Origin of the sequence: Hydrogenophaga pseudoflava (assembly GCF_004353865.1) — a bacterium.
Lineage (GTDB): Bacteria > Pseudomonadota > Gammaproteobacteria > Burkholderiales > Burkholderiaceae_C > Hydrogenophaga > Hydrogenophaga pseudoflava.
Genome location: NZ_CP037867.1, coordinates 991412 through 1017505 on the forward strand (window position 1 = coordinate 991412; position 26094 = coordinate 1017505).

29 protein-coding genes are annotated in these 26094 nt (G+C 67.8%); 15 read left to right on the forward strand and 14 right to left on the reverse strand.

Annotation, left to right across the window (positions count from 1 at the left end; genetic code table 11):
* Positions 1-19: 19 nt before the first annotated feature.
* A complete protein-coding gene (locus HPF_RS04925; RefSeq protein ID WP_066158549.1) occupies positions 20-571 on the forward strand; it encodes a DUF3455 domain-containing protein in 552 nt (183 codons plus the stop codon).
* A gap of 7 nt (positions 572-578) precedes the next feature.
* On the opposite strand, the gene HPF_RS04930 is transcribed toward HPF_RS04925, so the two are convergent.
* Positions 579-1640, reverse strand: a complete 1062-nt coding sequence (locus HPF_RS04930) for a histone deacetylase family protein (RefSeq protein ID WP_133155907.1) — start codon at positions 1638-1640, stop codon at positions 579-581.
* Positions 1641-1717: 77 nt separating this feature from the next.
* On the opposite strand from HPF_RS04930, the gene HPF_RS04935 reads away from it, so the two are divergent.
* The 3 genes from HPF_RS04935 (at position 1718) to HPF_RS04945 (ending at position 4306) form a co-directional block, all read left to right on the forward strand.
* Positions 1718-2932 carry a 6-phosphofructokinase gene (locus HPF_RS04935; RefSeq protein ID WP_133155908.1) on the forward strand — a complete coding sequence of 405 codons (1215 nt, stop codon included), beginning with the start codon at positions 1718-1720 and terminating at the stop codon, positions 2930-2932.
* 76 nt (positions 2933-3008) lie between these two features.
* The gene (locus HPF_RS04940) at positions 3009-3650 is read left to right on the forward strand and encodes a YitT family protein (RefSeq protein WP_133155909.1); all 642 of its coding nucleotides are present in this window, start codon (positions 3009-3011) and stop codon (positions 3648-3650) included.
* A 212-nt stretch (positions 3651-3862) separates the two neighbouring features.
* Positions 3863-4306 (forward strand): thermonuclease family protein, encoded by a 444-nt coding sequence (locus HPF_RS04945; protein WP_165961651.1) that lies wholly within the window; start codon positions 3863-3865, stop codon positions 4304-4306.
* Here HPF_RS04945 and HPF_RS04950 read toward each other — a convergent pair.
* From HPF_RS04950 to gpmA, 3 genes are all read right to left on the reverse strand, one after another.
* On the reverse strand, positions 4291-5046 hold the full coding sequence (locus HPF_RS04950) for a HesA/MoeB/ThiF family protein (RefSeq protein ID WP_127803404.1): 756 nt from the start codon (positions 5044-5046) through the stop codon (positions 4291-4293). The genes HPF_RS04945 and HPF_RS04950 overlap by 16 nt on opposite strands.
* Positions 5047-5080: 34 nt before the next feature.
* A complete protein-coding gene (locus HPF_RS04955; RefSeq protein WP_133155911.1) occupies positions 5081-6556 on the reverse strand; it encodes a S41 family peptidase in 1476 nt (491 codons plus the stop codon).
* 117 nt (positions 6557-6673) lie between these two features.
* Positions 6674-7417, reverse strand: coding sequence for a 2,3-diphosphoglycerate-dependent phosphoglycerate mutase (gene gpmA, locus HPF_RS04960; RefSeq protein WP_133158027.1), 744 nt, complete (start codon positions 7415-7417; stop codon positions 6674-6676).
* Positions 7418-7526: 109 nt separating this feature from the next.
* Between gpmA and HPF_RS04965 the strand changes: the two genes are divergently transcribed.
* The 4 genes from HPF_RS04965 (at position 7527) to HPF_RS04980 (ending at position 9793) form a co-directional block, all read left to right on the forward strand.
* Positions 7527-7937 carry a rhodanese-like domain-containing protein gene (locus HPF_RS04965; RefSeq protein ID WP_133155912.1) on the forward strand — a complete coding sequence of 137 codons (411 nt, stop codon included), beginning with the start codon at positions 7527-7529 and terminating at the stop codon, positions 7935-7937.
* A gap of 13 nt (positions 7938-7950) precedes the next feature.
* Positions 7951-8208: a glutaredoxin 3 gene (gene grxC, locus HPF_RS04970; RefSeq protein ID WP_066255680.1), complete on the forward strand. Its 258-nt coding sequence runs from the start codon at positions 7951-7953 to the stop codon at positions 8206-8208.
* A gap of 97 nt (positions 8209-8305) precedes the next feature.
* Positions 8306-8749 carry a protein-export chaperone SecB gene (gene secB / locus HPF_RS04975; RefSeq protein WP_133155913.1) on the forward strand — a complete coding sequence of 148 codons (444 nt, stop codon included), beginning with the start codon at positions 8306-8308 and terminating at the stop codon, positions 8747-8749.
* Positions 8750-8770: 21 nt separating this feature from the next.
* Positions 8771-9793: an NAD(P)H-dependent glycerol-3-phosphate dehydrogenase gene (locus HPF_RS04980; RefSeq protein ID WP_133155914.1), complete on the forward strand. Its 1023-nt coding sequence runs from the start codon at positions 8771-8773 to the stop codon at positions 9791-9793.
* Here HPF_RS04980 and panC read toward each other — a convergent pair.
* Together panC and panB are read right to left on the reverse strand one after the other, a co-directional pair.
* Entirely contained in the window at positions 9790-10656 is an 867-nt protein-coding gene (gene panC / locus HPF_RS04985; RefSeq protein ID WP_133155915.1) for a pantoate--beta-alanine ligase, read from the reverse strand. The two genes, HPF_RS04980 and panC, sit on opposite strands and share 4 nt — an antisense overlap.
* A 43-nt stretch (positions 10657-10699) precedes the next feature.
* Positions 10700-11590 carry a 3-methyl-2-oxobutanoate hydroxymethyltransferase gene (gene panB, locus HPF_RS04990; protein WP_133155916.1) on the reverse strand — a complete coding sequence of 297 codons (891 nt, stop codon included), beginning with the start codon at positions 11588-11590 and terminating at the stop codon, positions 10700-10702.
* An 81-nt stretch (positions 11591-11671) separates the two neighbouring features.
* Here panB and nadC point away from each other — a divergent pair, with 81 nt between their 5' ends.
* On the forward strand, positions 11672-12535 hold the full coding sequence (gene nadC, locus HPF_RS04995) for a carboxylating nicotinate-nucleotide diphosphorylase (protein ID WP_133155917.1): 864 nt from the start codon (positions 11672-11674) through the stop codon (positions 12533-12535).
* An 8-nt stretch (positions 12536-12543) separates the two neighbouring features.
* Complete coding sequence (gene nadA, locus HPF_RS05000; protein ID WP_066158858.1) at positions 12544-13647, forward strand: quinolinate synthase NadA; 1104 nt, start codon at positions 12544-12546, stop codon at positions 13645-13647.
* 78 nt (positions 13648-13725) lie between these two features.
* Here nadA and rpoZ read toward each other — a convergent pair whose 3' ends face one another.
* The 3 genes from rpoZ to HPF_RS05015 are packed head-to-tail and all read right to left on the reverse strand — an operon-like array spanning position 13726 to position 15501.
* Entirely contained in the window at positions 13726-13929 is a 204-nt protein-coding gene (gene rpoZ, locus HPF_RS05005; RefSeq protein WP_066158523.1) for a DNA-directed RNA polymerase subunit omega, read from the reverse strand.
* Between the two features lie 29 nt (positions 13930-13958).
* Positions 13959-14579: a guanylate kinase gene (gmk, locus tag HPF_RS05010; protein WP_066158521.1), complete on the reverse strand. Its 621-nt coding sequence runs from the start codon at positions 14577-14579 to the stop codon at positions 13959-13961.
* A 4-nt stretch (positions 14580-14583) separates the two neighbouring features.
* Complete coding sequence (locus tag HPF_RS05015) at positions 14584-15501, reverse strand: YicC/YloC family endoribonuclease (RefSeq protein WP_066158520.1); 918 nt, start codon at positions 15499-15501, stop codon at positions 14584-14586.
* A gap of 61 nt (positions 15502-15562) precedes the next feature.
* Between HPF_RS05015 and HPF_RS05020 the strand changes: the two genes are divergently transcribed.
* From HPF_RS05020 to hemW, 5 genes are read left to right on the forward strand one after another with little or no spacing between them, the layout of a single operon-like run.
* Positions 15563-16570, forward strand: a complete 1008-nt coding sequence (locus tag HPF_RS05020) for a serine/threonine protein kinase (RefSeq protein ID WP_066158518.1) — start codon at positions 15563-15565, stop codon at positions 16568-16570.
* Positions 16567-17466: a PP2C family protein-serine/threonine phosphatase gene (locus HPF_RS05025; protein WP_079364556.1), complete on the forward strand. Its 900-nt coding sequence runs from the start codon at positions 16567-16569 to the stop codon at positions 17464-17466. The genes HPF_RS05020 and HPF_RS05025 overlap by 4 nt, the downstream gene beginning before the upstream one ends.
* Positions 17467-17475: 9 nt before the next feature.
* Positions 17476-18204, forward strand: coding sequence for a ribonuclease PH (rph, locus tag HPF_RS05030; protein WP_079364557.1), 729 nt, complete (start codon positions 17476-17478; stop codon positions 18202-18204).
* Positions 18201-18809: an RdgB/HAM1 family non-canonical purine NTP pyrophosphatase gene (rdgB, locus tag HPF_RS05035; protein WP_079364558.1), complete on the forward strand. Its 609-nt coding sequence runs from the start codon at positions 18201-18203 to the stop codon at positions 18807-18809. The genes rph and rdgB overlap by 4 nt, the downstream gene beginning before the upstream one ends.
* A complete protein-coding gene (gene hemW / locus HPF_RS05040; RefSeq protein ID WP_079364559.1) occupies positions 18806-20026 on the forward strand; it encodes a radical SAM family heme chaperone HemW in 1221 nt (406 codons plus the stop codon). Before rdgB ends, hemW begins: the two co-directional genes overlap by 4 nt.
* 1 nt (position 20027) lies before the next feature.
* Here hemW and HPF_RS05045 read toward each other — a convergent pair whose 3' ends face one another.
* The 5 genes from HPF_RS05045 to HPF_RS05065 form a co-directional block, all read right to left on the reverse strand.
* The gene (locus HPF_RS05045) at positions 20028-22643 is read right to left on the reverse strand and encodes a sensor histidine kinase (RefSeq protein WP_133155918.1); all 2616 of its coding nucleotides are present in this window, start codon (positions 22641-22643) and stop codon (positions 20028-20030) included.
* A gap of 26 nt (positions 22644-22669) precedes the next feature.
* On the reverse strand, positions 22670-23053 hold the full coding sequence (locus HPF_RS05050; RefSeq protein ID WP_133155919.1) for a response regulator transcription factor: 384 nt from the start codon (positions 23051-23053) through the stop codon (positions 22670-22672).
* A complete protein-coding gene (locus HPF_RS05055) occupies positions 23050-23805 on the reverse strand; it encodes a sensor histidine kinase (RefSeq protein ID WP_133155920.1) in 756 nt (251 codons plus the stop codon). Before HPF_RS05055 ends, HPF_RS05050 begins: the two co-directional genes overlap by 4 nt.
* 3 nt (positions 23806-23808) lie before the next feature.
* On the reverse strand, positions 23809-24144 hold the full coding sequence (locus HPF_RS05060; RefSeq protein ID WP_133155921.1) for a hypothetical protein: 336 nt from the start codon (positions 24142-24144) through the stop codon (positions 23809-23811).
* Between the two features lie 108 nt (positions 24145-24252).
* On the reverse strand, positions 24253-25869 hold the full coding sequence (locus HPF_RS05065; RefSeq protein WP_133155922.1) for a glycosyltransferase family 39 protein: 1617 nt from the start codon (positions 25867-25869) through the stop codon (positions 24253-24255).
* Positions 25870-26094 lie beyond the last annotated feature (225 nt).

Sequence of the window (26094 nt, forward strand, 5' to 3'; positions counted from 1 at the left end):
TACACACAGGAGCTGTTCCATGTTCTCCCGCTTCACCACCACCGCACTGGGCGGCGCCGCCGTCCTCGCTCTCTCCGCCTGCGCCAGCGGCCCCACCATGGCCCCGTTCTCGCAGGCCGATCTGCCGGCCGCGGTGCAGGTGCCCGCAGGCCACCGCGTGGCCTTCGAGACCGCCGCCGCCGGCGACATCACCTACCAGTGCCAGGCCAAGAAGAACATGGCCGGCCAGTACGAGTGGGTGTTCATGAGCCCCGACGCCGGCCTCAAGGGCCGCAAGGGCGAGCGCCTGGGCAAGTACTACGGCCCGCCCGCCACCTGGGACTTCAACGACGGCTCCAAGGTGAGCGGTGCGCAGCTGGCGGTGGCGCCCAACGGCAGCGGCAACATCCCGCTGCAGCTGGTCAGGGCCAACCCGGCCATGGGCAGCGGCATGGCCCAGGGCGTGAGCCACATCCAGCGCGTGGCGACCAAGGGCGGCGTGGCGCCGGCCGCACCCTGCGATGCGTCGACCATGGGCAGCAAGCGCGTGGTCACTTACACGGCCGACTACATCTTCTGGAAGCCGGCGTGAGCCGGCGTCAGATCGAGCGGCAGTAGGCTTCGAGCAGGTTGACCGCGTTGACGCCGACCTCGTCCACCGCGTAGCCGCCTTCGAAGGTGAACACGGTGGGCAGGCTGGCGGCGGCCAGCAGGCGGCCGACGGTGTCGTAGTCGCTGCTCTCCAGCGTGAAGCCGGAGATCGGGTCGCCCTTGAAAGTGTCCATGCCCATGGGCACCACCAAGGCGTCGGCGCCGAAGTCTTCTACCGCCTCGATGGCGGTGTCCAGCGCGGCGCACCAGGCGGCGAAGCCGGTGCCGCGCGGCAGCGGGATGTTGAGGTTGAAGCCTTCGCCCGCACCCGCGCCGCGTTCGTTGGCGTGGCCCAGGAAGAAGGGGTATTCGGTCGCCGGGTCACCGTGGATGGAGACCGTCATCACGTCGGCGCGCTCGTAGAAGATGGTCTGCGTGCCGTTGCCATGGTGGTAGTCGATGTCCAGCACGGCCACCTTGGCGTGGCCCAGGTCGCGCAAGGCCTGCGCGGCGATGGCACCGTTGTTCAGGAAGCAGTAGCCGCCGAAGAAGTCCGGCCCGGCGTGGTGGCCCGGCGGGCGGGTCAGCGCAAACGCCGCGCGGGCGCCGCCGTGCACCTCGCGCGCCGCCGCCACGGCGCAGGCCGCGCCTGCTCGCGCGGCGGTCCAGGTGCCGGCCATCAGGGGCGAGCCCGAATCGAACGAGAACAGGCCAAGCCGCGCCGCAAAGTTCTGCGGCAGCACATCGGTGCGGAACGCGTGTTTGTTGCCCAGTGGCCAGACCGAGGGCAGGGCGTCGCGCTGCGCGTTCGCCGGGTCCATCGCCACCCACTCGTCCCAGGCGCCGGCCAGGAACTGCGTGTAGCGCGGGTCGTGCACACGGGCAATGGCGGCGTCCAGATCGGTGTCGCCCACCTCGGGCAGGAACAGCCCGCCCTGCGAACGACGCTGCAGCTCGGCCAGCACGTAGTCCAGCCGCGCGGGCACCTCGTGACAGTGCACCATGCGGCCACGGAACATCTCTTCGCGCCCCTGGTGCAGGGCGTGGTGGGGGTTGTGGAAGGTCTTCATGCGCGACAGTGTCCCACTCTGCGGCGCCGAAGGCTATATTGCGCGAGCACACTTTTGCCGTCACCCAGAGGTTCACCATGTCGTCCGGAAAAATCCTCGTCGCCCAGGGCGGCGGCCCCACTGCCGTGATCAACCAGTCCCTCGTGGGCGTGGCGCTGGAGGCGCGGCGCTTCCAGAACGTGCAACGCATCTACGGCGCGCGCCACGGCGTGCGCGGCATCGTCGACGAGAACTTCGTCGACCTCACGCAGGAGACCAGCCACAACCTCGAAGCCGTGGCGCGCACGCCGGCCTCGGCGCTCGGCTCCACGCGAGACAAGCCCGACCTGGCCTACTGCCAGGAGATCTTCAAGGTGCTCAAGGCGCACGAGATCGAGCACTTCTTCTACATCGGCGGCAACGACTCGTCGGACACGGTGCGCATCGTCAGCGAGGAGGCGCGCAAGGCGGGCTACCCGCTGCGCAGCATCCACATCCCCAAGACCATCGACAACGACCTGGTGGGCAACGACCACACGCCGGGTTTTCCGTCGGCGGCGCGCTTCGTGGCGCAGGCGTTTGCGGGGGCGAACCTGGACAACGCGGCCCTGCCAGGGGTGTACGTGGGCGTGGTGATGGGGCGGCACGCCGGCTTCCTCACGGCCGCGTCGGCCCTGGGCAAGAAGTTTCCCGACGACGGCCCGCACCTGATCTACGTGCCCGAGCGGGTGTTCGATATCCCGAAGTTCCTGGCCGACGTGAAGATCATGTACGCGCGCCACGGCCGCTGCGTGATCGCGGTGAGCGAAGGCATCCACGACGCCTCGGGCCAGCCCATCATCACCCAGCTGGCCAAGGACGTGGAGAAGGACGCTCACGGCAACGTGCAGCTCAGTGGCACCGGCGCGCTGGCCGACCTGCTGTGCGAGGAGATCAAGGCGAAGCTCGGCATCAAGCGTGTGCGCGGCGACACCTTCGGCTACCTGCAGCGCAGCTTCATCGGCTGCGTGAGCGACGTGGATCAGCGCGAGGCGCGCGAGGTGGGCGAAAAGGCGGTGCAGTTCGCGATGTGGGGCAAGGTGGACGGCTCGGTGGCGATCAAGCGCACCGGCTTTTACTCGGCCGACTACGAGTTGCTGCCGCTGGAAGCCGTGGCGGGCAAGACCCGCACCATGGAGGACGAGTTCATCGCGCCCAGCGGCACCGACGTGACCGACGCCTTCCGGCTCTACCTGCGCCCGCTGCTGGGTTCGGACATGCCCGACGCCTTCCGCCTGCGCTACAACCCGGTGGCCAAGGTCCTGCGGCCCTGAGCGGTGCTGACCTGGGTCAAGGCGGCGGGTGGCCACAGCGGCGACACTGTGCGCCTCTGTCGACCGACCGATGCCCATGACCGCCGCTGTCCGATCCACCGCCATGCCCGCTGCCGCCGCAGCCCCCTCCCGCCACCGGCCGCACGAAGACGTGCAGGCCCTGTTCACCGGCACCCTGTTCGTCGGCCTGGGCGTGGTGATGTTCGGCCACGTCGGCCTGCTCAGCGGCGGCACCGCGGGGCTGGCCTTCCTGCTGCACTACGCGACCGGCATGAGCTTCAGCGTCTGGTTCTTCCTCATCAACCTGCCGTTCTACTGGCTGGCCTGGCGCCGCATGGGCGCGCCGTTCGCGCTCAAGACCTTTGCGGCGGTGGGTCTGCTCTCGCTCTGGGCCTACCTGATCCCGCGCTGGATATCCATCGGCGCACTGGCCCCGGGCTTTGCCGCGGTGGCAGGCGGGCTGCTGGTGGGTGCGGGCATGCTGATGCTGTTCCGCCACCGGGCCAGCCTGGGTGGTTTCAACGTGCTGGTGCTGTACCTGCAGGAGCGTTTCGGCTGGCGCGCTGGGCACATCCAGATGGGGCTGGACTGCGCCATCGTGCTGACCGCGTTCGCGCTGCGCGAGCCGGTGCAGATCGCCTGGTCGGTGCTGGGTGCGGTGGTGCTGAACATGACGCTGGCGATCAACCACCGGCCGGGCCGGTACATGGCGGTATGAGGGGCTCCCCCCTGCGCCGCTTCGCGGCTTCCCCCCGGAGGGGGGACGCACCCTGTGGCCCGGCGAAGCCGGTTCCACGGGTGCCCTGGTCTCTCTTCGCTCCGTTGCTTTTTGTGTTCGGCGCTTCGCTTGCGCTCGCACAGTCGCCTGCTTCCACGTCGTCCGCTGCTTCGGGGTTTCGTCCCCGGTTCAACGAGGCCTATGAGGCGCGGGTGACGCGGGTGCCGGATGGGGACACCTTGTGGGTGAAGCCGCTGGCGGGTGGGACGTACCGCAAGCTGCGGCTGGACGGGGTGGATGCGCCGGAGATCTGCCAGGACGGCGGTGTGGCGTCTCGCGAGGCGCTGGCCGGGCGTCTGCTGGAGCAGACGGTGACGGTGACCGAGCGGCGGCGCGACGACTACGGGCGGGCGCTGGTGCGGCTGAAGCACCGGGGTGACGATGTGGCGGGCTGGCTGGTGCGCGAGGGCTGGGCCTGGTCGTACCGCTGGCGGCACAGCGACGGGCCGTTCGCCATCGAAGAGGTGTTGGCACGCAAGGACCGCAAAGGCATCTTCGCGTCGGCGGGTGCCGAGAACCCGCGGGATTTCCGCAAGCGCCACGGGCCGTGCCCGATGCCGCCGCGCAGCAGCGCGAAGGATCAGCCGTCGCGCTGAGCGCAGACCGCGCAGTGCGGCTGGCGCGGCAGGGCGATGGTGTTGAAGGCCAGATCGCGGCCATCGATCATCAGCAACTGACCGGTCAGGCGCGAGCCCAGGCCGCTGAGGATCTTGAGCGCCTCGGCCGCCTGCATGGTGCCCACGATGCCCACCAGCGGCGCGAACACGCCCATGGTGGCGCAGCGCACCTCTTCCACCCCGGCGTCCTCGGGGAACACGCAGGCGTAGCAGGGCGAGTCGGCGTCGCGCGGGTCGTACACCGCCAGCTGCCCGTCCATGCGGATCGCGGCGCCCGAGACCAGCGGCACGCCGTGGCGCACGCAGGCGCGGTTGACCATGTGGCGGGTGGCGAAGTTGTCGCAGCAGTCGATCACCACATCGACACCGGGCAGCAACTGGTCCAGCAGTGCGTCGTCGGCGCGCTGTACCAGGGCCGCGACCTGCGGGTCGGGGTTGATGGCAGCGATCGCGTGGCGCACCGACTCGGCCTTGGGCGTGCCCAGGCGTTCGAGGTTGTGCGCGATCTGGCGCTGCAGGTTGGTGGCGTCCACCTCGTCGTCGTCGATCACGGTGATGCGCCCGACGCCGGCGCTGCCCAGGTAGAGCGCCACCGGCGACCCCAGGCCGCCGGCACCGATCACCAGGGCGTGCGACGCCAGCAGCTTCTCCTGGCCTTCGATGCCCAGCTCTTCGAGCAGGATGTGGCGCGAGTAGCGCAGGAGCTGCTGGTCGTCCAAGATCGCGTCGCCGACCCGTTCACCGGGGCGGTGATCAGTTCTCTTTCTTCTCTTCGGGGCGCTCGGTCAGGGTCTTGCTGACCAGCACCGGACGGCCCTTGAGCTTGTTGAGCGCCTGCTGCAGCTGGAAGTCCTTGTCGCTGCCGAATTCCGGCACCAAGCGCTGGCCCGGGTTCTTCTTGGACTCTTCTTCCAGCCGCTTGCGGGCCTGCTCACGTTCCTGGTCGCGCTGCTGTTCGGCGGCGCGCTGGGCATCGGTCATCGGCTCGCCGGCCTTGGCCTCTTCGCCATTGGTCAGGTGTTTGGTCAGGTCGGCCTCACGGGTGCGCAGAGCGGCGAACACATTGCCCTCGGGCGTTTCGTCGACCATCACGTCGGGCACGATGCCCTTGGCCTGGATCGACTTGCCGGCCGGCGTGTAGTAGCGCGCGGTCGTGAGTTTCAGGCCCGTGTCGGGGCCCAGCGGGCGCACGGTCTGCACCGAACCCTTGCCGAAAGTCTGGCTGCCCAGGATGGTGCCGCGCTTGTGGTCCTGCAGCGCGCCGGCGACGATCTCGCTGGCCGAGGCCGAGCCTTCGTTGACCAGCACCACCAGCGGCACGTTCTTGAGCGCGCCGTTGGTCGCCTTGGTCAGGCGGGCGATCGGGTCCGGGCCACCCCGGCGCAGGTAGTGCTGCGGGTTGGCGGTGTAGGTGAACTTGCTGTCGGCAAGCTGCCCATTGGTCGAGACCACGGTCACGTTCTCGGGCAGGAAGGCCGCCGACAGCGCGACGGCGGCGTCCAGCAGGCCGCCCGGGTCGTTGCGCAGGTCCAGCACCAGGCCCTTGAGCGGGCCGGCCTTGTACAGCTCCTCGACCTTGCGCGCGAAGTCCTCGACCGTGCGGTCCTGGAACTGCGAGACACGCACCCAGGCGTAGCCGGGTTCAACCAGTTTGCTCTTGACGCTCTGGGTCTTGATCTCTTCACGGGTAATCGTGACCGGGAAGCTGCGGTTCTCGTCCTTGCGGAAGATGGTCAGCAGCACCTTGGTGCGCGGCTCGCCGCGCATGAGCTTGACGGCGTCGTTGATGGACAGGCCCTTGACGGCGGTGTCGTCGATCTTGGTGATCAGGTCGCCAGACTTGAGGCCGGCGCGGAAGGCGGGTGAGTCCTCGATGGGGGACACGACCTTGACCACGCCGTCTTCCATGGTGATTTCGATGCCCACGCCGACAAACCGGCCACTGGTGCCCTCGCGGAATTCCTTGAAGGACTTCTTGTCGAAGTACTGGGAGTGTGGGTCCAGGCTGGAGACCATGCCCGAAATCGCCTCGGAGATCAGCTTCTTCTCGTCGACCGGTTCGACGTAATCGGTCTTGACCATGCCGAACACGGCGGCGAGCTGCTGCAGCTCCTCCAGCGGCAGGGGAGCGAGCGAGCCGCGCGCCACCGCCTGAAGCTGCACCGTGGTCAGCGCACCGGCCACAGCGCCTGCGGCCACCCAGCCGACGATCTTCAGCTTCTGATTCACTTGCTTGCCCATCCATTCACCCCGAAAAAAGCGCTGGCCCGGGCGGTTGCGCCGCGGGCCTGCAAACCAATATACACCTAGGAGTCAAGCCTTGTGATTCGGTTCCGTCCGGGCGGTTCAGCGTTTGCCCTGAGCGGCCACGGCAGCGGCGGCCTTGGCGGCTGCTTCGGCGTCGCCCAGGTAGTAGCTCTTGATGGGCTTGAGGTCGGCGTCCAGTTCGTAGACCAGCGGAATGCCATTGGGGATGTTCACGCCCACGATGTCGGCGTTGCCGATGTTGTCCAGGTACTTGACCAGGGCGCGGATCGAGTTGCCGTGCGCGGCGATCACGATGCGCTGGCCCGCCTTGATGGCCGGGGCTAGGGAGTCGTTCCAGCAGGGCAGCACGCGGGCGACGGTGTCTTTCAGGCATTCCGTCAGCGGCACGGCGTCGGCCGGCAGCTTGGCATAGCGCAGGTCCTGGCGCTGGCCGCGCGGGTCGTTGGCCTCCAGGGCGGGCGGCGGGGTGTCGTAGCTGCGGCGCCAGATCAGCACCTGCTCGTCGCCGTACTGCTTGGCCATGTCGGCCTTGTTCAGGCCCTGCAGGCCACCGTAGTGGCGCTCGTTCAGGCGCCAGTCCTTGACCACCGGCAGCCAGCTGCGGTCCATCTCGTCCAGGCAGTAGTTCAGCGTGTGGATGGCGCGCTTGAGCACCGAGGTGTAGGCGATGTCGAACTCGTAGCCCTCGGCCTTGAGCAGCTTGCCGGCGGACATGGCCTGGGAGACGCCGGTGGGGGTCAGCTCCACGTCGGTCCAGCCGGTGAAGCGGTTTTCGAGGTTCCAGGTGGATTCGCCGTGGCGGATCAGGACGAGCTTGTGCATGGGCGTGAAGGCGTTGGGAGCAGGAAAAAGGGGCATGGAGGCTGGCCGGACCGCGCCGGACAGCCCCACATTCTAAAATCCCGGCCTTGTCTGACCTGAAAGGTGTTTCGTGAGTTTTTTTCTCGACAACTGGATGCTGTTTGCCATCGCCCTGGCCTCGGGCGGGATGTTGATGTTTCCCGCCCTGACCTCGGGCGGCGGCGCGGCGGGCCTGACCCCCGCCGAAGTGGTGCAGCTGATCAACCGTGAGAAAGCCGCGGTGGTGGACGTGTGTGGGCCCGATGAGTTCGCGGCCGGGCACGTGACCGGTGCGAAGAACGTGCCGCTGCCCGAGCTGGAGGCCAAGCTGGCTGGTGTGGTGAAGAACAAGAACCTGCCGCTGGTGCTGGTCTGTGCGTCCGGCATGCGCTCCAAGCGCGCGGTGTCGATCGCCAAGAAGCTGGGCTACGAGAACACCCATTCGCTGACCGGTGGCATGGGCGCCTGGCGCACCGCCAACCTGCCGGTCGAAAAGGCCTGAAACGGAGCGCACCATGGCCCACGTGAAGATCTATTCCAGCGACTATTGCCCGTACTGCAGCCGTGCCAAGGCCCTGCTGGCGCAGCGCGGCGTCACCGACTACGAGGAGATCGTGGTGGACGGCCGGCCCGAGGTGCGCGCCCAGATGACGCAGATCACCGGACGCACCAGCGTGCCGCAGATCTTCATCGGGCAGACGCACGTGGGCGGTTGCGACGACCTGCACGCGCTGGACCGCCAGGGTGGCCTGGAGCCGCTGCTGCGGGGCTGAGAGCGTTGCCGTACTGCTGAGATAATCCGCCCTCGGGCCCGCTGCGGGAGACTTCCCGGGCGGGCCCTGTTCATTCCTGAATCATCCGAAAGCTCTTATGGCCGACCAAGATCCCGTTTTCCAGATCCAGCGCGTCTACCTCAAGGAGGCGTCCCTGGAGCAGCCCAATTCCCCGGCCATCCTGCTGGAACAGGAGCAGCCCTCGGTCGACATCCAGCTGGGCGTGGAAGCCACTCCGGCTGCAGACGGCGTGTACGAAGTGGCCGTGACCGCAACCGTGCAGACCAAGATCAAGGACAAGACCGTGTTCCTAGTCGAGGTCAAGCAGGCCGGCATCTTCGAGATCCGCAACCTGCCGGAAGACCAGATGGGCCCGATCATGGGCATCGCCTGCCCGCAGATCGTGTACCCCTACCTGCGCGGCAACGTGGCCGACCTGATCCAGCGCGCCGGTTTCCCGCCGGTGCACCTGGCCGAAATCAACTTCCAGGCCATGTACGAACAGCAGCAGGCGCAGGCTGCCGGCGCTGTCACGCAGTAAGCCAGGCTTGAACCGCAGGCGATGAACATCGTCGTTCTCGGTGCCGGTGCCTGGGGCACGGCGCTGGCCATTGCGGCCGCCCGTCTGCCGGGCACTCCCCACCAGGTGACCCTGTGGGCGCGCGACGCGGCGCAGGTGGCTGCCATGCGGGCCGAGGGTGAAAACGCCCGATACCTCCAGGGTGTGACCCTGCCGCCGGCCCTGCGGCTGGCGGGCGATGCCGAGCCCTGGCCGACCGCTGCGCTGGCCGGGGCCGATCTGGTGGTGGTGGCCACCCCGATGGCAGGTCTGCGCGGCATGCTGGAGCGGCTGGCGGACCAGGGTTCGCCGGTGGCCTGGCTCTGCAAGGGCTTCGAGGCGCCTCGTGAGGGTGGTGGGTCACCGGGCCTGCTTGGTCACGAGATCCAGGCCGCCGTGGCGCCCAGGCTGAAGGCCGGGGTGCTCAGCGGTCCCAGTTTTGCGCAGGAAGTGGCGCGCGGCCAGCCGACCGCCCTGGTGGCGGCCAGCGCCCACGCCGAGGTTCGAGACGCCCTGGTGAGCGCGTTCCACGGCCCGTCGCTGCGCATCTATGCCAACGACGACGCGGTCGGGGTCGAGGTGGGTGGCGCGGTCAAAAACGTGCTGGCGATTGCCACCGGGCTGTGCGACGGCCTGGCGCTCGGACTCAACGCCCGGGCAGCACTGGTCACGCGCGGGCTGGCGGAAATGACCCGCCTGGGCCTGGCGCTGGGCGCGCGCGCCGACACCTTCATGGGGCTCTCGGGTCTCGGGGATCTGGTGCTGACCGCGACCGGTGATCTCTCCCGCAACCGCAAGGTCGGCCAGCTGTTGGCGCAGGGGTTGAGCCTGCAGCAGGCGGTGGATTCGCTGGGGCACGTGGCCGAGGGCGTCTACAGCGCCAGGACCGTGGTGCAGCGCGCCCGCCTGCTGGGCGTCGACATGCCGATCAGCGAAGGCGTGGTGGCCTTGCTCGACGGGCGCTTGCAGCCCGCCCAGGCTGTCGCGGCCCTGATGGGGCGCGACCCCAAGGAAGAAACCCTCTAGATTTCGAAGTTGTCGATGAGGCGGGTGCGCCCCAGGCGGGCGGCGCCCAGCACCACCATCGATTGCGGCGCCAGCGCATCTTCCGCGCGTGGGGGCTGCAGGTCGGCGCGGCGCCGCACGGTCAGGTAGTCGGGCTGCCAGCCGCGCAGGGCCAGCGCACGCATCGCCTGCGCTTCCAACGCCTCGCGCTTCTCGGGCAGCGAGCCGGCGGCGGCCAGAGCGTCGCGCGCCAGCGCGCGCAGCGACATCGACAGCTGCACCGCTTCGGCGCGCTCGGACTCGCTCAGGTAGCCGTTGCGAGAGCTGAGCGCCAGCCCGTCGGCGGCCCGCTGCGTTTCACCGGCCAGGACCTGGATGGGCATGCAGAACTGCTGCACCATGCGGCGGATCACCATCTGCTGCTGGTAGTCCTTCTTGCCGAACAGCGCGTAGCGAGGGCCTTTGGCTTCCGAGAACACGCACTGGAACAGCTTCATCACCACGGTGCAGACGCCGATGAAGAAGCCGGGCCGGAAGTGGCCTTCCAGAATGTCCGCCAGATCCGCAGGCGGCTGGATCTTGTAGCCCTGCGGTTCGGGGTACAGCTCTTTCTCGGGCGGCGCGAAGACGATGTCACAGCCGGCCTGCTCCAGCCGGGCGCAGTCGGCCTGCAGTGTGCGCGGGTAGGTGTCGAAGTCTTCGTGCGGCGCGAACTGCAGCCGGTTGACGAAGATGCTGGACACCGTCACGTCACCCAGCGGCTGCGCCTGGCGGACCAGGTCAAGATGGCCATCGTGCAGGTTGCCCATGGTGGGCACGAAGGCAGGCGATTGGTAGGGCGCCAGGGCGGCGCGCAGATCGGCAATGGTGTGGACGAGTTGCATGTGAGGGTGCGGAGTGGGGCGGGACGGTGCCTAGGGGAAGGGGTCACCAGGCGTGCAACTGGTCGTCCGGGAAGCTGCCGTCCTTCACGGCAGCGACGTAGGCGGCCATGGCATCGCGCACGCTCGCGGCACCGTCCATGAAGTTGCGAACGAATTTGGGGTTCTTGCCGAGGTTGATGCCCAGCATGTCGTGCATCACCAGCACCTGGCCGGCCGTGCCCTTGCCGGCGCCGATGCCGATGGTGTGGCAGGTGGGCAGCGCCGTGGTGATCTCGGCAGACAGCGCCGCCGGCACCATCTCCAGCACCAGCATGGTGGCGCCGGCGTCCTGCAGTTCCAGTGCTTGCGTGCGCAGGGTGCGCGCCGCCGCCTCGTCACGGCCTTGCACCCGGTAGCCGCCGAGCGAGTGAACGGTCTGGGGCGTCAGGCCCAGGTGGGCGCAGACCGGGACGCCGCGCTCGACCAGAAAACGGACGGTGTCGGCGGTCCAGCCACCACCTTCGAGCTTGATCATGTGGGCACCCGCGTGCAGCAGCTGCGCTGCGCTGCGCATGGCCTGTTCCTTCGACTCGTGGTAGCTGCCAAACGGGAGGTCGCCGATGACCCAAGCGGTGCCCTGCACCCGGCGCAGGCCACGCACCACGCTTTCGGTGTGGTAGACCATGGTCTCCAGCGTGACGCCGGCGGTGCTCGACAGCCCCTGGCAGACCATGCCCAGCGAATCGCCGATCAGGATGCACTCCACACCGGCGGCGTCCGCCACCGCCGCGAAGGTGGCGTCGTAGGCGGTGAGCATGGTGATCTTTTCGCCGCGGTCGCGCATTTCCTGCAGCCGGGGCAGGCTGACCGGCTTGCGCTGCGGCAGCGGAGACGCCGAGGGCAGGGTGCCGTAGGGTGTGCCGGTGGCGGGTGCTAGGGAGGCGGTCTGGCTCATGGTGATGTCCCCTCGGCGGGTGGTCGATTTGGGGCGCACTATAGTCCATCCCGCCCATTCGTTCCCGTTATGCTCCGCCCCATGAAACACCTCTCTGAATTCGATGCCTCGGACGTGGCCGAACTGGCGCGAGCCGACGTCACGCGCGCGCTGGCCGAGGACGTCGGCGCGGGTGACCTGACCGCCGCGCTGGTCGATGCCCGCCGTCCGGCCCGGGCCCGCATCCTGGCCCGCGAAACCGCGGTGATCTGCGGTCGCCCCTGGGTAGAGGCGGCGGTGCGTGCCTGCGATCCGTCGGCGCGCCTGAGCTGGCAGGTGGAGGAAGGTGGGCGCTGTGCCGCCGACCAGGTGGTCCTGCACATCGAGGGCAACGCCCAGGCCCTGCTGACTGCCGAACGCACCGCGCTCAACTTCCTGCAACTGCTGTCCGGGGTGGCGACCAAGACGTCGGTGTTCGTGGACGCTGTGAAGGGCACGCGCGCGGCCATCGTCGACACGCGCAAGACCATCCCCGGCCTGCGCCTGGCGCAGAAGTACGCCGTCAAGACTGGCGGCGGCGTGAACCACCGCATCGGCCTGTACGACGCGGTGCTGATCAAGGAAAACCACATCGCTGCGGCGGGCGGCGTGGCCGCGGTGCTCAAGCGGGTGCAGGAAACAGCCCCTCAGGCGCGTTTCGTCGAAATCGAGGTCGAAACGCTGGGGCAGCTGGATGAGGCCCTGGCCTGCGGCGCGACCATGGTCCTGCTGGACAACATGGACATACCGACGCTGCAGGAGGCGGTGCGCCGCAACGCCGGCCGGGCGATCCTGGAAATTTCCGGCGGCGTGAACCTGGACACGGTGCGTGCCCTTGCGGAAACCGGTGTGGACCGCATCTCCATCGGGGCCCTGACCAAGGACGTCAGGGCCACCGACTTCTCCATGCGCTTCGAAACCCTGTGAGCACCACCATGACCGCCAACGCCATCATCGACGTCGAGTACGAACAGCCGGCCTGTCCGACGAAACACGCCTGGGCTCGGGTGCCAGCCGAGCCCACGGCCAGCCAGCGCACCGAACTCAAGGAGCGCATCCGCCGACTGCTCAAGGAGCGCAATGCGGTCATGGTCTCGCACTACTACGTGCACCCGGACCTGCAGGATCTGGCCGTCGAAACCGGGGGGATCGTCAGCGACTCGCTGGAGATGGCGCGTTTCGGCCGCGACCACGCGGCGCAGACGCTGGTCGTGTCGGGGGTTCGTTTCATGGGCGAGACGGCCAAGATCCTCTCGCCCGAAAAGACCGTGCTGATGCCGGATCTGGACGCCAACTGCTCGCTCGATCTGGGCTGCCCGATCGACGAGTTCAGCGCCTTTTGCGACCAGCATCCGGACCGGACGGTGGTGGTCTACGCCAACACCAGCGCCGCTGTGAAGGCGCGCTCGGACTGGCTGGTCACCTCCAGCTGCGCGCTGGACATCGTTCGCGCACTCAAGGACAAGGGCCACAAGATCCTGTGGGCGCCCGACAAACACCTGGGCGGCTACATCCAGCGCGAAACCGGCGCTGACATGCTGATGTGGACAGGTTCCTGCATCGTGCACGATGAGTTCAAGGCCTTCGAGCTGGAGGCGCTCAAGATGGAACATCCCAAGGCCAAGGTGCTGGTGCACCCGGAAAGCCCGGCCGAGGTGGTGAAGCTGGCCGATGCGGTGGGCTCGACCTCCGGCATCCTGAAGGCGGCGCACGAGATGGACGCACCGGAATTCATCGTGGCCACCGACAACGGCATGATGCACATGCTGCGCCAGCAAAACCCGGGCAAGGTTTTCATCGAGGCGCCCACGGCTGGCAACAGCGCCACCTGCAAGAGCTGCGCACACTGCCCCTGGATGGCCATGAACGGCCTGGCGGGCGTGGCCCGCGTGCTGGAGACGGGTGAGAACCAGATTCACGTCGACCCGGCGCTGATCCCGCGCGCGCGCCTGCCCATCGACCGCATGCTGGCCTTCACGGCTGCGCACAAGGCCGGTCAGGACGCGGGTGCGCTGGTTCCCAACATTGGAGCGGCCTGATCGGGCGACCCTCCAGGCCAAAGAAAAAGCCCGCTGATCAGCGGGCTTTTTCTGTGGGGCAGATCCGATCTTGATTGATCAGGTCGGCACTTTCTTGAGCATCTCCAGGCCAACCTTGCCTTCGGCGATCTCGCGCAGGGCGGTCACGCCAGGCTTGTTCTTGCTTTCGATTTTCGGTGCATGACCCTGGCTGAGCATGCGGGCACGGTAGGTGGCCGCCAGCACCAGCTGAAAGCGGTTGGGGATCTTTTCCAGACAGTCTTCGACGGTGATGCGTGCCATGTGCGGGCCTCGGTAGGAAAGCGGGGGTATCAGGAGATGTTGAGCGCCTGGAAGGTGTCGCTGCGGGCGATGCGCTGGGCGGTAAATCGCAGGCGCTGCGCGTGGACGATGGCCTTGAGGTCGAACAAGGCGCGCTCAAACAATTCGTTGATTATAACGAAATCGAATTCCTTGGCGTGCGCCATCTCCTGGGCGGCATTCTTGAGGCGCACCTCGATCACGTCGGCGCTGTCCTCGGCGCGCCGCTCCAGGCGCGAGCGCAGCTCTTCCCAGCTGGGCGGCAGGATGAAGATGAGCACGGCGTTCGGAAAGATGCGCTTGACCTGGATGGCCCCCTGGAAGTCGATCTCCAGCACCACGTCGGCTCCCTGGGCCATGCGCTGCTCGATCGCATGTTTGGAAGTGCCGTAGCGATTGCCATGCACGTGCGCCCATTCCAGGAACGCATCCTGCGCCACCATCTGGTCGAAGGTTTCTCGGCTGACGAAGTAGTACTCGCGACCATGCACCTCCTGGCCACGCGGCGCCCGGGTGGTGTGCGAAATGGACGGCGAGACGCGCTGGTCCAGCTCCATCAGGGCCTTGACCAGGCTGGATTTGCCGGCCCCGCTGGGGGCCGCAACGACAAACAGGTTTCCCGGGTATTGCATCAGTTCATTCCAGGTTCTGGACCTGTTCACGCATTTGTTCGATCAGCACCTTCATGTCCACCGAAATGCGGGTGAGTTCGAGGCTGGAGGACTTGGAGCCGAGGGTGTTGGCTTCGCGGTGCAGTTCCTGGATCAGGAAATCCAGCCGCTTGCCCACATCGCCGCCCTTCTTGATGAGCCGCTCGATCTCCACCAGGTGGGAGTCCAGCCGGGTCAGTTCTTCGGCGACGTCGATTCGGATGGCGAAGGCGGTGGCCTCGGCCAGGGCGCGCTCCTGCACGGCGTCGGTGGACAGGTTTGGCGTGCCGGCCGCGTTGCCCGCACCGAGCGCCTCGTTCCAGCGGTCGATGAAGCGCTGGCGCTGCTGGGCCACCAGTTCAGGGATCAGCGGTTGGGCTTCGCGGGCGAGCTGGCGCAATTGCTTCAGGCGGTCCAGCAGCATGTCGGCCAGCCGTTTGCCTTCGCGTTCGCGCGCACCCACAAAGCTGTCCAGCACGGTCTGGGCGAGGGTGAGCAGGTGGTCGTGCAGACCGCTGGGCAGTGCCTGCTGGCGGGAGGTCAGCTGGATGAGTTCGGCGACCGACAGCAGGGTGGCTTTGGGGTGCCAGGCGACGATGCTGTCCTGCAGACCGACCAGACGCTGCAGCTCGGCGGGTGAGGGGGTGCGCAGCCCGCTTTCCGTGCGACCTTCGATCCAGGCGCGGACCTCGACCTTGCCGCGTTTGAGGCGCGCGCCGAGCAGTTCCCGCAGTGCGGGCTCAGTGCCGCGCAACTCGTCGGACATCTTGAAGGCCAGGTCCAGGAAGCGGCTGTTGACCGATCGAATCTCCATGCCCAGCACGGGCATGGCCTCCCGGCCGGTCTCGTCCGCAGGCCCGTTGTACTGGGCCGTGGCATAGCCGGTCATGCTGTAAACTGCCATGAGACTGGGTCCGATCCGGTTGAATGGTCCACAACGAGGCGTTCCGGACTCCTCCCGAATTATGTCAAAGGTCAAACCAGCTTCCTTGCCACCGGACACGGTGATCGGTGGTTACCGGATCGTTCGCAAGCTGGCTGCGGGCGGTTTTGGCGTCGTTTACCTGGCTGTCGACACCGAAGGTCAGCAGGTGGCCGTCAAGGAATACCTGCCGTCGTCGCTGGCCTCCCGGGCTCCGGGCGAACTGTTGCCGCAGGTCCAGCCCGAAAAGCTGTCGCTGTACCGCCTGGGCCTCAAGAGCTTCTTCGAGGAAGGCCGCGCGCTGGCCCAGATCTCCCACCAGTCGGTGGTGAGCGTGCTGAATTTCTTCCGCGAGAACGAGACCGTGTACATGGTCATGAACTACCTGGAGGGCTCGTCCCTGCAGGAGTTCATCATCACCGCACGCGAGCTGAAAAAGCAGAAGGTGTTCCGCGAGTCCACCATCCGTTCGCTCTACGACGAGGTGCTGCGCGGCCTGCGGATCGTGCACCAGCACAAGATGCTGCACCTGGACATCAAGCCGGCCAACATCTTCATCACCGACGACAACCGGGCGGTGCTGATCGATTTCGGCGCCGCGCGCGAGGTGCTGAGCAAGGAAGGCAACTTCATCCGCCCGATGTACACGCCCGGCTTTGCCGCGCCCGAGATGTACCGCCGCGATTCGAGCATGGGGCCGTGGACCGACATCTACGCCATCGGCGCCTGCATCTATGCCAGCATGCAGGGCTATCCGCCCAACGACGCGCCGCAGCGGCTGGAGAAAGACCGCCTGTCGCTGGCGTTGTCCCGTCTGCGCGGTGTGTACTCCGACAACCTGATCGAGGTGGTCGAATGGTGCATGTCGCTCGATCCGCTGTCCCGCCCGCAATCGGTGTTCGCCCTGCAGAAGGAGCTCAGCCGTGAGACCGAACGCAGCTACACCAAGCTGACGGTGGCAGAGAAGATGCGCCTGCAGTTCGACAACATTGTCTCGGACAACAAGAAGTCGACCCGCAAGACCACCGCTGGCGGAACCAAGTTCAAATGAAGTTCTCGGTCTACCAGATCAGCCGTCAGGGCGGTCGGGAGCGCAACGAAGACCGGATGGGCTACGCCTACACGCGTGAGTCCGGCCTGTTCGTGCTGGCCGACGGCATGGGTGGGCATCCTGAAGGCGCCATGGCCGCCCAGCTGGCTCTGCAGACGCTGTCTGCCTACTTCCAGAAGGCCGCCAACCCGACGGTCAAGGAAGTGCCAGAGTTTCTCTCCAGCGCACTGATGGCGGCGCACCACCAGATCATCCGCTACGCCGCCGAAAAAGGCATGCTGGACACGCCGCGCACCACGCTGGTGGCGGCGGTGATGGAGCGCGGCTCCATGCACTGGGTGCACTGCGGCGACTCGCGTCTCTACCTGATCCGCAACGGCGAGTTGCTCACGCGTACGCGCGACCACTCCTATATGGAGCAGCAGGCGCATCTGGGGCGTGCCACTTCGCACATCAACCGCAACATCCTGTTCACCTGTCTGGGGTCGCCGGCCAAGCCGGTGTTCGATCTCTCCGGGCCGGTGCAACTGCAGCAGGGCGACCGCGTGCTGCTGTGCTCCGACGGGCTCTGGGGCACGGTCAAGGACTTCGAGATCGCCTCCGAAATGGCGTCGCAGCCGCTGGAGCAGGCGGTGCCCGAGCTGGTCGAGATGGCGCTCAAGCGCGGCGGCCCGCGCTGCGACAACGTGACGGTGCTGGCGATGGAGTGGGAGACGCCGGACGAGTACCAGACCACGCGCATTTCCACCGAAGAGATCGAAGAGGGTGTCTTTGCGTCCACCATCCAGTCCGGTGTGCCCGATCCCACGATCGAGGACATGGACGACGAGGCGATCGAGCGTTCGATTGCCGAGATCAATGAAGCGATCCGGCGCACCGCCGAACGCAATTCCTGAGGTTTTCCCATGAGCATTTCCAGCCGGCCCGGTCAGCGGGCCAACGATTCGTTGCGCCCGGTGCGCATCACCCGCGGCTACACCATGCACGCCGAAGGTTCGGTGCTGATCGAATTCGGCCACACCAAGGTGCTGTGCACCGCGTCGGTGGAGGAGAAGGTGCCACCGCACAAGAAGGGCAGCGGCGAGGGCTGGGTGACGGCCGAGTACGGCATGCTGCCGCGCGCCACCCACACCCGCAGCAGCCGTGAGGCCGCCAAGGGCAAGCAGAGCGGGCGCACGCAGGAGATCCAGCGCCTGATCGGTCGCTCGCTGCGCGCGGTGTTCGACCTCAAGGCCCTGGGCGAGCGCACGATCTCGCTGGACTGCGACGTGCTGCAGGCCGACGGCGGCACGCGCACCGCGAGCATCACCGGTGCGTTCGTCGCGGCCCAGGATGCGGTCAACAAGCTGATTGCCGAAGGCAAGCTGGGTGCTTCCCCGATCAAGGACCACGTGGCTGCGATTTCGGTCGGCATCCTGGACGGCCAGCCGCTGCTGGACCTGGAGTACGTCGAAGACTCGGCCTGCGACACCGACATGAACGTGGTGATGACCGGTGCCGGCCACTACGTGGAGGTGCAGGGCACGGCCGAAGGCGCTGCCTTCACACGCAAGGAAATGGACGCGCTGCTGGCGCTGGCCGACAAGGGCATCGGTGAGCTGATCGTGGCGCAGAAGAAGTCGCTCGGCGAATGAGACTGGTCCTCGCCTCCAACAACAAGGGCAAGCTGGCCGAGCTGCAGGCCCTGTTCGCGCCGCTGGGCGTGGAACTGGTGCGCCAGGCCGATCTGGGCATTCCCGAGGCGCCCGAGCCGCACAGGACCTTCATCGAGAACGCGCTGGCCAAGGCGCGCCACGCGTCGCAGGTGAGCGGCCTGCCGGCCCTGGCCGACGACGCGGGCCTGTGCGTCGAGGCCTTTGGCGGCCTGCCGGGCGTGGACACGGCCTTCTACGCCACGCAGTTCGGTTACGAGAAGGGCGACGACAACAACGTGCGGGCGCTGCTGGAGCAGATGCGGGGCATCACCGACCGCCGCGCCGCGCTGGTGAGCACGCTGGTGGCGCTGCGCAGCGCCGACGACCCGGAGCCGCTGGTGGCCACGGGCCGTGCGGCGGGACTGATCACGCAGGAGCCCATCGGCGACCAGGGCTTCGGCTTCGACCCCGTATTGCTGCTGCCCCCGTTCGGCAAGACCTTTGCCCAGCTGCCCGCCGAGGTGAAGAACGCCAACAGCCACCGTGGAAAAGCCGCGCAACAGATGCTGGCGCTGATGCGCGAGCGCTGGTTCCCGCAAGCATGAACGAGACCCCGCACTGGAGCGACATCCGCCACTGGATGCGCCCCGGCACGCTGCAACTGCAGGGGCTGCCGCCGCTCTCGCTCTACATCCACCTGCCCTGGTGCCTGAAGAAGTGCCCGTACTGCGACTTCAACTCGCACGAATGGAGCGCGACCTCGGCACCGGGCCAGGCGCTGCCCGAGCAGCCGTACCTGGATGCGCTGCGGGCCGACCTGGAGGCCGCACTGCCGCTGATCTGGGGGCGTCCCATCCACAGCGTGTTCATCGGTGGTGGCACACCCAGCCTGTTCTCGCCCGAGGCGATCGACCGCCTGCTGGGCGACGTGCGGGCGCTGACGCGGCTGGACGCCGATGCCGAGATCACGCTCGAAGCCAACCCGGGCACCTTCGAGAAAGACCGCTTCAAGGCCTTCCGCCAGGCGGGCGTGACGCGCCTGTCGATCGGTGTGCAGAGCTTCCACGACGCGCATCTGAAGGCCCTGGGCCGTGTGCACGACCGGGCGCAGGCGCTGGCGGCGGTGGATGAGGCGGCGGGCGCGTTCGAGACCTTCAACCTGGACATCATGTACGCGCTGCCCGGCCAGACCCTGTCGCAGTGCGAGACAGACATCCGCACCGCGCTCGGCTTCAACCCGCCGCACATCTCGATCTACCACCTGACCATCGAGCCCAACACGGTGTTCGCCAAATTCCCGCCGGTGGTGCCCGAGGACGACGACGCCTACGCGATGCTCGACCGCATCACCGAGCTGACGACCGCGGAGGGACTGGATCGCTACGAGGTGTCGGCCTATGCGCGGCGCGGCCACCGCTGCCGGCACAACCAGAACTACTGGCAGTTCGGCGACTACCTGGGCATCGGCGCGGGTGCCCACAGCAAGCTGAGTTTTGCGCACCGGGTGGTGCGGCAGGTGCGGGCGCGCGAGCCGCGCCTGTACATGGACAAGGCCATGGCGGGCGACGCGGTGGTGGGCGTGGAGGAGGTCGCGCGGCGCGACCTGCCGTTCGAGTACATGCTCAACGCGCTGCGACTGCGCGAGGGCTTCAGCCTGACGGACTTCAGCGCCCGCACCGGCCTGCCGCTGTCCGCCATTGATGGCGCGCTGCGCGAAGGGCTGGCCAAGGGCTGGCTGGCGCAGGACGGTGTGTGGGTGGCGCCCACCACACGCGGTTTCGATTTCCTGAGCGACCTGCAGTCGCTGTTCCTGCCCGGCTGACTCAGGCGGTCGCTGGTTCGTCGGCCGGCACGGCCGAGGGCGCGCGCCGGAGTCTCATGCGGGCCGTGGTGCCCGCGCCCGGCTCGCTGGCCAGCTCGATGGTTCCGCCATGGATCTCGACGATTTCCTTGACCAGGTTCAGTCCCAGTCCGGTGCCCGGGATGTTGCCGGACGTGTCGGCGCGGTAGAAGCGCTCGAAGGCACGGGCCAGTTGCGCGGGGGGCATGCCGATGCCCTGGTCGCGCACCTCGATCTCCACGGCTTCTTCGCCCTCGCGCCCGCTCAGCTGGACCTTGAGTGACACCTCGCCACCGGCGGGCGAGTACTTGAACGCGTTGCTCAGCAGGTTCGTCAGTGCCTGTTCGATCTTGCTGGCATCGGCCATCACCTGCACCTCCGGGAGCGGGTCCACCGTGATCTGCCGGCCCAGCTCCTGGTGGGCGATGCCGTCCAGCGCGGCGTCCACGATGGCGGCCAGCGGCGTCGAGACGATTTGGAAGTCCTTGCCCTGGCGTGCCTCGATGCGCGAGAGATCCAGCAGCTCCTGGATCAGGTTGTTCAGCAGCGTGCCCTGCCGGTGCACGGTCTGCAGCAGGTCCTTCTGTCTTTCTTCGCTGTACCTGCGGTGGATCATCAGCTCGGTGAACCCCAGGATGCTGGCCAGCGGTGTGCGCAGCTCGTGCGCCGCCGTGGCGAGGAACTCGCTCTTCATGCGGTCGACCTCGAACTGGTGGGTCACGTCCCGGAAGTACACGAAGGTTTCGCCGCTGCCGCCGAGGTGGCGCCGGACCTCGCGCTCCAGCACCTTGCGGGACGGACGCGCCAGCACCATCGTGTGCCGTGAGCCATTGCCCGCATCGCTGGCCACTGGGCCATAGCGCTCGGGCTCTTCGCACAGCTGCCGCATCCATTCGTCGAAGCTGGACAGCGGCATCCAGGGGGGCATTGCGCCCACCATGGCGCGCAGGGCGGGGTTGCTGGTGATGAGCTCACCTCCGGCATCGAACACCGCGAATCCGTCGGGACTGAGGTCGAAGGTGGCGTTCAGCCGCGCGGTGCGTTCGATCAGCCGCTGCTTGACCTCGACCTGGGCGGTGACGTCCTCGATCACGTTGATGTAGTGCGTGATCTCTCCCTTGCCGTCGCGCACGGGAGACACCGACAGCTTGTTGTGGAACACGCTGCCGTCCTTGCGGTAGTTGCGCAGCGTGACCTTGACCTCGGCACCGTTCTGCACCGTTTTTGTGAGCAGTGCCATGTCGTCCGGATCGGTCAGGGGTCCTGCCAGCAGGCTGGCATCGCGTCCGAGGATCTCGCGGGCCGTGTAGCCGGTGATGCGGGTGAAAGCCGGGTTGACGTGGACGATGGGCTGCGGGTAGCGGCGTGCATCGCTGACCGAGATGCCGTTGGGGGTGCAGTCGAGCACACGTCCGTACAGCGTCAGGTACTCCTCGGCCAGCTTCATGTCGGTGAGGTCGCGTACGATGCAGGTGTAGCGGATCTCCGGGTCGCCCGAGATCTCGCCCAGCAGCACCTCCACCGGAAACGGGGTGCCGCCATGGCGAAGCGCCTCCATCTCGACCCGCCCGATGCGGCTCTGGGTGCTGTGGATGAGCATGCCGTCGGCCATGGTCTGGCGCAGCCGGCCGGCGTCCATGCCCGGCAGCGCGCCGGCCAGCGGGCGCCCGATCAGTTCCTTCTCGTCCGATCCGAACATGCGTTCGGCGGCAGGGTTCGCACCAACGATCTGCCCGTCGGGCCCGACACTGACGATGGCGTCGGCGGCGGTGTCCAGCACCGCCTTCATGCGGGAGAGGCGCTGGCGGGTTTCGGCCATCCGGCGGGCCAGCTCCTGCGAGGACCAGTTCAGCGCGCGACCGAGTTCGCGCACCTCCCGGCTGCCCCAGCGCAGCTTCAGGGTGTTGCCGGGCGATTCGGCCATGGTGCTGGCGTAGGCCGCCAGTGCGCGGATGGGCTGGATCGTGCGCCGCAGGAACATGGCGAAGCCGACCAGCGCCAGCAGCACCAGGATCAGGACGCCGGTCGACGCGATCACCCAGCTCTTGCGCGCGGCGGCCATCCGGGCCGCGAAGCTGAACTCCACCTCGACCCAGCCTTCGCGGGCGAGTTGCGGATAGTTCACCGCCTTGCCCTCGCCGCCGCGGTTCGAGGTCAGCAGGCTGGCCACCGCGTGCAGGTGCTCGCCGGACAGATCGTGTCCTCGTGTGGGTGCCGGCAGGGCCTGACCGCTCCGGGGACGCACCGACACGATGCTGCCGCTCGCGCGCTGCTCCACCCGCATGGCCTCGTACCCGCCGGGACGGACCACCCGGACCGCCTGCACGCCGGGCAGGGCCACGACCTCCTGCAAGGCGTTGTTCAGGGCGCCGAAGTCGTTGTCCGCCAGCGGCACACTGGCGGCGTGCGCCGCCATCCTGGCCAGTGCCTGTGCCCACTGGATGCTTTCCCGTTCGGTCTGCTGGCGGACGCTGGAGAGCGACAGCGGCACGGTGACGGCCATGGCGGCCAAGCACAGGGCGATGGCGATGGTCATCAGCTGCGAGCGCAGCGAGCGCAGGGCCATCCAGTGGCCGAACAGTCTAGGCACCGCTTTCATCGGACGTCCGACGACCGTTGTCGAAATCAGACCGTGCGGCCCAGCATGTTGTCCACCAGGTCGAGCAGCTTGAGCGGGCTGAACGCCTTGGTCAGGTAGGCATCGCTGCCGGCCTTGCGGCCCTGTTCCTGGTCCTCCACCTGGGCGCGCGCGGTCAGCAGGATCACCTTGGTCTGGCCCGCCAGCACCGGATGGCCCTTGACCTTGGCGCAGACCTGGTAGCCGTCGAGCTCGCTGGGCATCATCACGTCCAGCAGCATGAGGTCGGGCCGGATGTCCTGCGCCAGGCGCCAGCCGTCGCCGCCGTTGTCGGCCTCGTGGATCTCGGCGTCGTCCAGGTGCTGCAGCGTGAGCCGGATCAGTTTGCGGATGTCGGGCTGGTCGTCGACGATGAGGATGCGGGCGGTCATGCGAGGCTCCTTCGGCGGGTGCGGGCCATCAGTTTCGACAGGTCTTCGGCGTAGATCTGGGCCTGCAGCATGTCGAGGTGGTGCGTGTTGCGCAGGGGGGCGCCGGTGGGCAGTTCCAGCATCACGTGCAGCCCTTCGACGGTGTCCTGCTCGAAGCGGAGCCGGCCGCCGTGCAGCTGCAGGATGCGCTGGGTCAGGGGCAGGCCGATGAGCAGGGCGTCGGTGTCGCCGCCTCCTTCGCCCTTTGAGTCGGCCACGGGGCGGAAGATGGCCGCGGCGTGTCGCGACAGCGTGGCGGCCGAGAGCACGCCCAGGTGGTGAATGTCCATCAGCAGGTGGTGCCCGGACGGCCGGAAGCCGATGCCGATGGCCACCGGCTCCCTGCTCTGAACCCCCTGGCGGGCCTGGGTCACCGCGTTGTGCAGGCACTCGTACAGCGCCCGGCGCATCAGACGCCGGCTCCCGTAGACCGGCGGCAGGTCGTCGCGGTCGCCCTCGACCACGAAGGACACGTCCTGCTGGTCGGTCAGCGGCGCGAGTTCCTGCGCGACGCCGCGCACCAGTTCGGGCAGCAGCATCCGGTCTTCACCGATGAGCACGTCCTCTCCGAACACGTTGACCAGGTCTGCCATGCGTTCGAGCCGCTCCTGCAGGTCGCGTACCGACTGCGCCAGCACCGGGTTCGATGAGGGTTCGAGCAGGCCCGTGACCTGCTGGATGGGGGGCAGCAGCTCGGCCTTGAGCAGCTCCATGATCTACTGCATCGACAGGCGAGGGTCGGTCTCCGCCGCTGCGCCGGGAGAGGGGTCGAGCGCATCCACCTCGGCCACCGCCACCGACACCGGCACCAGTCCGGCCACGGGGCGGGGGGCGCTGCGGCAGACCAGCCGCGCGATGCCGTCGTCCGACAGGGCCTCCACGCGCAGTTCCAGGCTGGGCAGCGTGCGGCCGGCCGCCACGTCGCGCACCAGCGCCTTGACGTGCGGGTCGCTGCCCAGCAGCAGCGCCGGCCTGCAGCGCATGGCCTTGGCGGCCTGGTTGGTGAACACCACGTGACCGTCGGCGCCGAACAGCAGCAGCGGACTCGCCACGAAGTCCAGCAGGATCAGCAGCGGGTTGTTGGCGGCGGCGGCAGGGGGGCGTTCATGGCAGGTCCGAAGCTTCGGGAAAGGCAGCCCCCGAAGGCCTCGTCAGACTTGCTATCGGCCCGCCGGTGGAAAAGTTGAGCGGTAGCGCTGGCAGTACCCGGTGGGCCGGAAGTCGTGCAGGAACAGGGCGCCACCCTCCAGCGGAACGGTTTGCAGGGGAGGGGACAGGCTGCTGAGCGCTTCCAGAAAGGCGCGGTTGTTGGCAACGATCTGGTTGGTGGCCAGCACCCAGGTCCGGCCCGAGGCGGGGTCCTGGCAGATGCGCCGCACCGTGGAACGGATGTTGTGGACCTCGTTGATGGTGGGCTGGTAGACGAACCGGGGCAGGTCGGCCAGCCCCGTCCGGGGGGCGTAGAAGCTGTAGGCGGGATAGGTCCAGCTGCCGAGCATGGCGTGGTCACCGGGCTGGCGGTGGTCGGCGATGTACTGCAAGGCGCCCCGGATGTCCTGGTAGTTGTGGGGGTGCCGGACGACGTGCAGGCTCAGACGCAGGGGCATCCACAGGACGCCGGCGGCCAGACCCGCCGCCAGCCAGGGGGCTGCCCGCCGAAGGGGCAGCTCGTGCAGCTGCTGCACCAGGGCCGCCAGAGCAAGGAACACGAACGGCACCAGAAAAAGAATCAGGCGGGCGCGGAACGGGTACTGGTGGAGCGCGGAGGCTCCCAGCACCGTCATCAGCGTGATGGCCCCCATGGCGGCGGCCCGTACCCGCTGGAACGCCAGTGCCACGCTGCCGAGCACGGTGAGGGCCAGCAGCGCGTGCACCGGGCCGCTGAACCAGCCGGGCAGCACCTCGCGGAACGCCGTGCCCATCTGCAGGAAGCCCAGGTACACCAGGCCCAGGGCTGCTTCCCGGAACCAGTGGAGGTCGGCCAGTGTGGTGGGGGGAATGGGGGCGAAGCTGGTGGCCCAGAAGCCGGCGAGGTAGGCGTTGTGCGGCACCGACCGCAGGGCCACCAGGTAGTCGGCCACGAAGCTGACCAGCCAGACCAGGCCGACGGCGTTCACCGCGAGCCAAGCCCTGCGATCCCGGCGCCGCGCCATCTCCAGCCAGAGCGCGAGCCCGCTGCCGGCGAGCACGAAGTCGATGGCGTGGGAGCACCAGATGCCGATCGCGCCCGCCAGCGCGAGCCAGAACGCATCCTCGCGGCAGTGGTCGGGCCTGAACCGCAGCGTCAGCCACAGGATGAGCAGGGTGCCGAGCACGTCGCCCTGGTACTGCTTGAACTCGGTGCTGTAGTACACCAGCACCGGCGAGACCGCCACCAGCCCCACCAGCGTGGCGCGGGCCACAAAGGAAGAGAAGCTCAGCCGGGCCACGGCCAGCGCCAGCGGCAGGGTGGCCAGGCCACTGAGCAGCGACACCAGGCGCAGCGTCCATTCGTGGGTGCCCAGCAGGACGGTGACCAGTTTCACCAGCACCAGATACCCCACCGGGGCCGCCTGGTTGTTGGCCAGCGGTTCAAAGACCAGTTGCGCAAAACCCCGGTCAACGAACGCCGTCGCCAGCAGGGTTTCGTCGTGCCAGAAGGAGCGGTTGAAGATGAACTGCTGCAGGCGCAGGGTGCTGCCCGCGGCAACGATCAGCCAGAGCCACAGGCCGTTCGAACGCAGCAGGTCCCGCACGGCGGGCAAACGGTGTGTGGTCGCTGGTGCGGTGGTGGCCATGGATCTCCCCCGATTCGTCTGGTGTCGGGGCCGATGCCCGCCGCGCCGGTGGCGGCGACGGCATGCTCCGCAGAGGCGGCACTATACGCACGCGAACTTAAGAGATCCTTGATTTTCTTAAGGAAAACCTGAGTCCAGGGCGGCGGGCCGCTGCGCTGACGCCAGCGCTGAAGCGCACGGAGGGTAGAAAACAGAAACGGGCCGCGAGGGCCCGTTTTGCTTGAT

Excerpts from the sequence above, each read along its gene's own strand:
- HPF_RS05015 (WP_066158520.1), bottom strand. The coding sequence starts at position 15,501 with ATGGCAGTTTACAGCATGACCGGCTATGCCACGGCCCAGTACAACGGG.
- HPF_RS04930 (WP_133155907.1), bottom strand. The coding sequence starts at position 1,640 with ATGAAGACCTTCCACAACCCCCACCACGCCCTGCACCAGGGGCGCGAA.
- rpoZ (WP_066158523.1), bottom strand. The coding sequence starts at position 13,929 with ATGGCACGCATCACCGTCGAAGACTGTCTGGAAAAGATCCCCAACCGC.
- HPF_RS05020 (WP_066158518.1), top strand. The coding sequence starts at position 15,563 with ATGTCAAAGGTCAAACCAGCTTCCTTGCCACCGGACACGGTGATCGGT.
- HPF_RS05045 (WP_133155918.1), bottom strand. The coding sequence starts at position 22,643 with ATGAAAGCGGTGCCTAGACTGTTCGGCCACTGGATGGCCCTGCGCTCG.
- nadA (WP_066158858.1), top strand. The coding sequence starts at position 12,544 with ATGACCGCCAACGCCATCATCGACGTCGAGTACGAACAGCCGGCCTGT.
- HPF_RS05065 (WP_133155922.1), bottom strand. The coding sequence starts at position 25,869 with ATGGCCACCACCGCACCAGCGACCACACACCGTTTGCCCGCCGTGCGG.
- HPF_RS05025 (WP_079364556.1), top strand. The coding sequence starts at position 16,567 with ATGAAGTTCTCGGTCTACCAGATCAGCCGTCAGGGCGGTCGGGAGCGC.
- HPF_RS04980 (WP_133155914.1), top strand. The coding sequence starts at position 8,771 with ATGAACATCGTCGTTCTCGGTGCCGGTGCCTGGGGCACGGCGCTGGCC.
- panB (WP_133155916.1), bottom strand. The coding sequence starts at position 11,590 with ATGAGCCAGACCGCCTCCCTAGCACCCGCCACCGGCACACCCTACGGC.
- nadC (WP_133155917.1), top strand. The coding sequence starts at position 11,672 with ATGAAACACCTCTCTGAATTCGATGCCTCGGACGTGGCCGAACTGGCG.
- panC (WP_133155915.1), bottom strand. The coding sequence starts at position 10,656 with ATGCAACTCGTCCACACCATTGCCGATCTGCGCGCCGCCCTGGCGCCC.
- HPF_RS04925 (WP_066158549.1), top strand. The coding sequence starts at position 20 with ATGTTCTCCCGCTTCACCACCACCGCACTGGGCGGCGCCGCCGTCCTC.
- gpmA (WP_133158027.1), bottom strand. The coding sequence starts at position 7,417 with ATGCACAAGCTCGTCCTGATCCGCCACGGCGAATCCACCTGGAACCTC.
- rph (WP_079364557.1), top strand. The coding sequence starts at position 17,476 with ATGAGCATTTCCAGCCGGCCCGGTCAGCGGGCCAACGATTCGTTGCGC.
- grxC (WP_066255680.1), top strand. The coding sequence starts at position 7,951 with ATGGCCCACGTGAAGATCTATTCCAGCGACTATTGCCCGTACTGCAGC.
- gmk (WP_066158521.1), bottom strand. The coding sequence starts at position 14,579 with ATGCAATACCCGGGAAACCTGTTTGTCGTTGCGGCCCCCAGCGGGGCC.
- rdgB (WP_079364558.1), top strand. The coding sequence starts at position 18,201 with ATGAGACTGGTCCTCGCCTCCAACAACAAGGGCAAGCTGGCCGAGCTG.
- HPF_RS04935 (WP_133155908.1), top strand. The coding sequence starts at position 1,718 with ATGTCGTCCGGAAAAATCCTCGTCGCCCAGGGCGGCGGCCCCACTGCC.
- HPF_RS05050 (WP_133155919.1), bottom strand. The coding sequence starts at position 23,053 with ATGACCGCCCGCATCCTCATCGTCGACGACCAGCCCGACATCCGCAAA.
- hemW (WP_079364559.1), top strand. The coding sequence starts at position 18,806 with ATGAACGAGACCCCGCACTGGAGCGACATCCGCCACTGGATGCGCCCC.
- secB (WP_133155913.1), top strand. The coding sequence starts at position 8,306 with ATGGCCGACCAAGATCCCGTTTTCCAGATCCAGCGCGTCTACCTCAAG.
- HPF_RS04940 (WP_133155909.1), top strand. The coding sequence starts at position 3,009 with ATGACCGCCGCTGTCCGATCCACCGCCATGCCCGCTGCCGCCGCAGCC.
- HPF_RS05055 (WP_133155920.1), bottom strand. The coding sequence starts at position 23,805 with ATGGAGCTGCTCAAGGCCGAGCTGCTGCCCCCCATCCAGCAGGTCACG.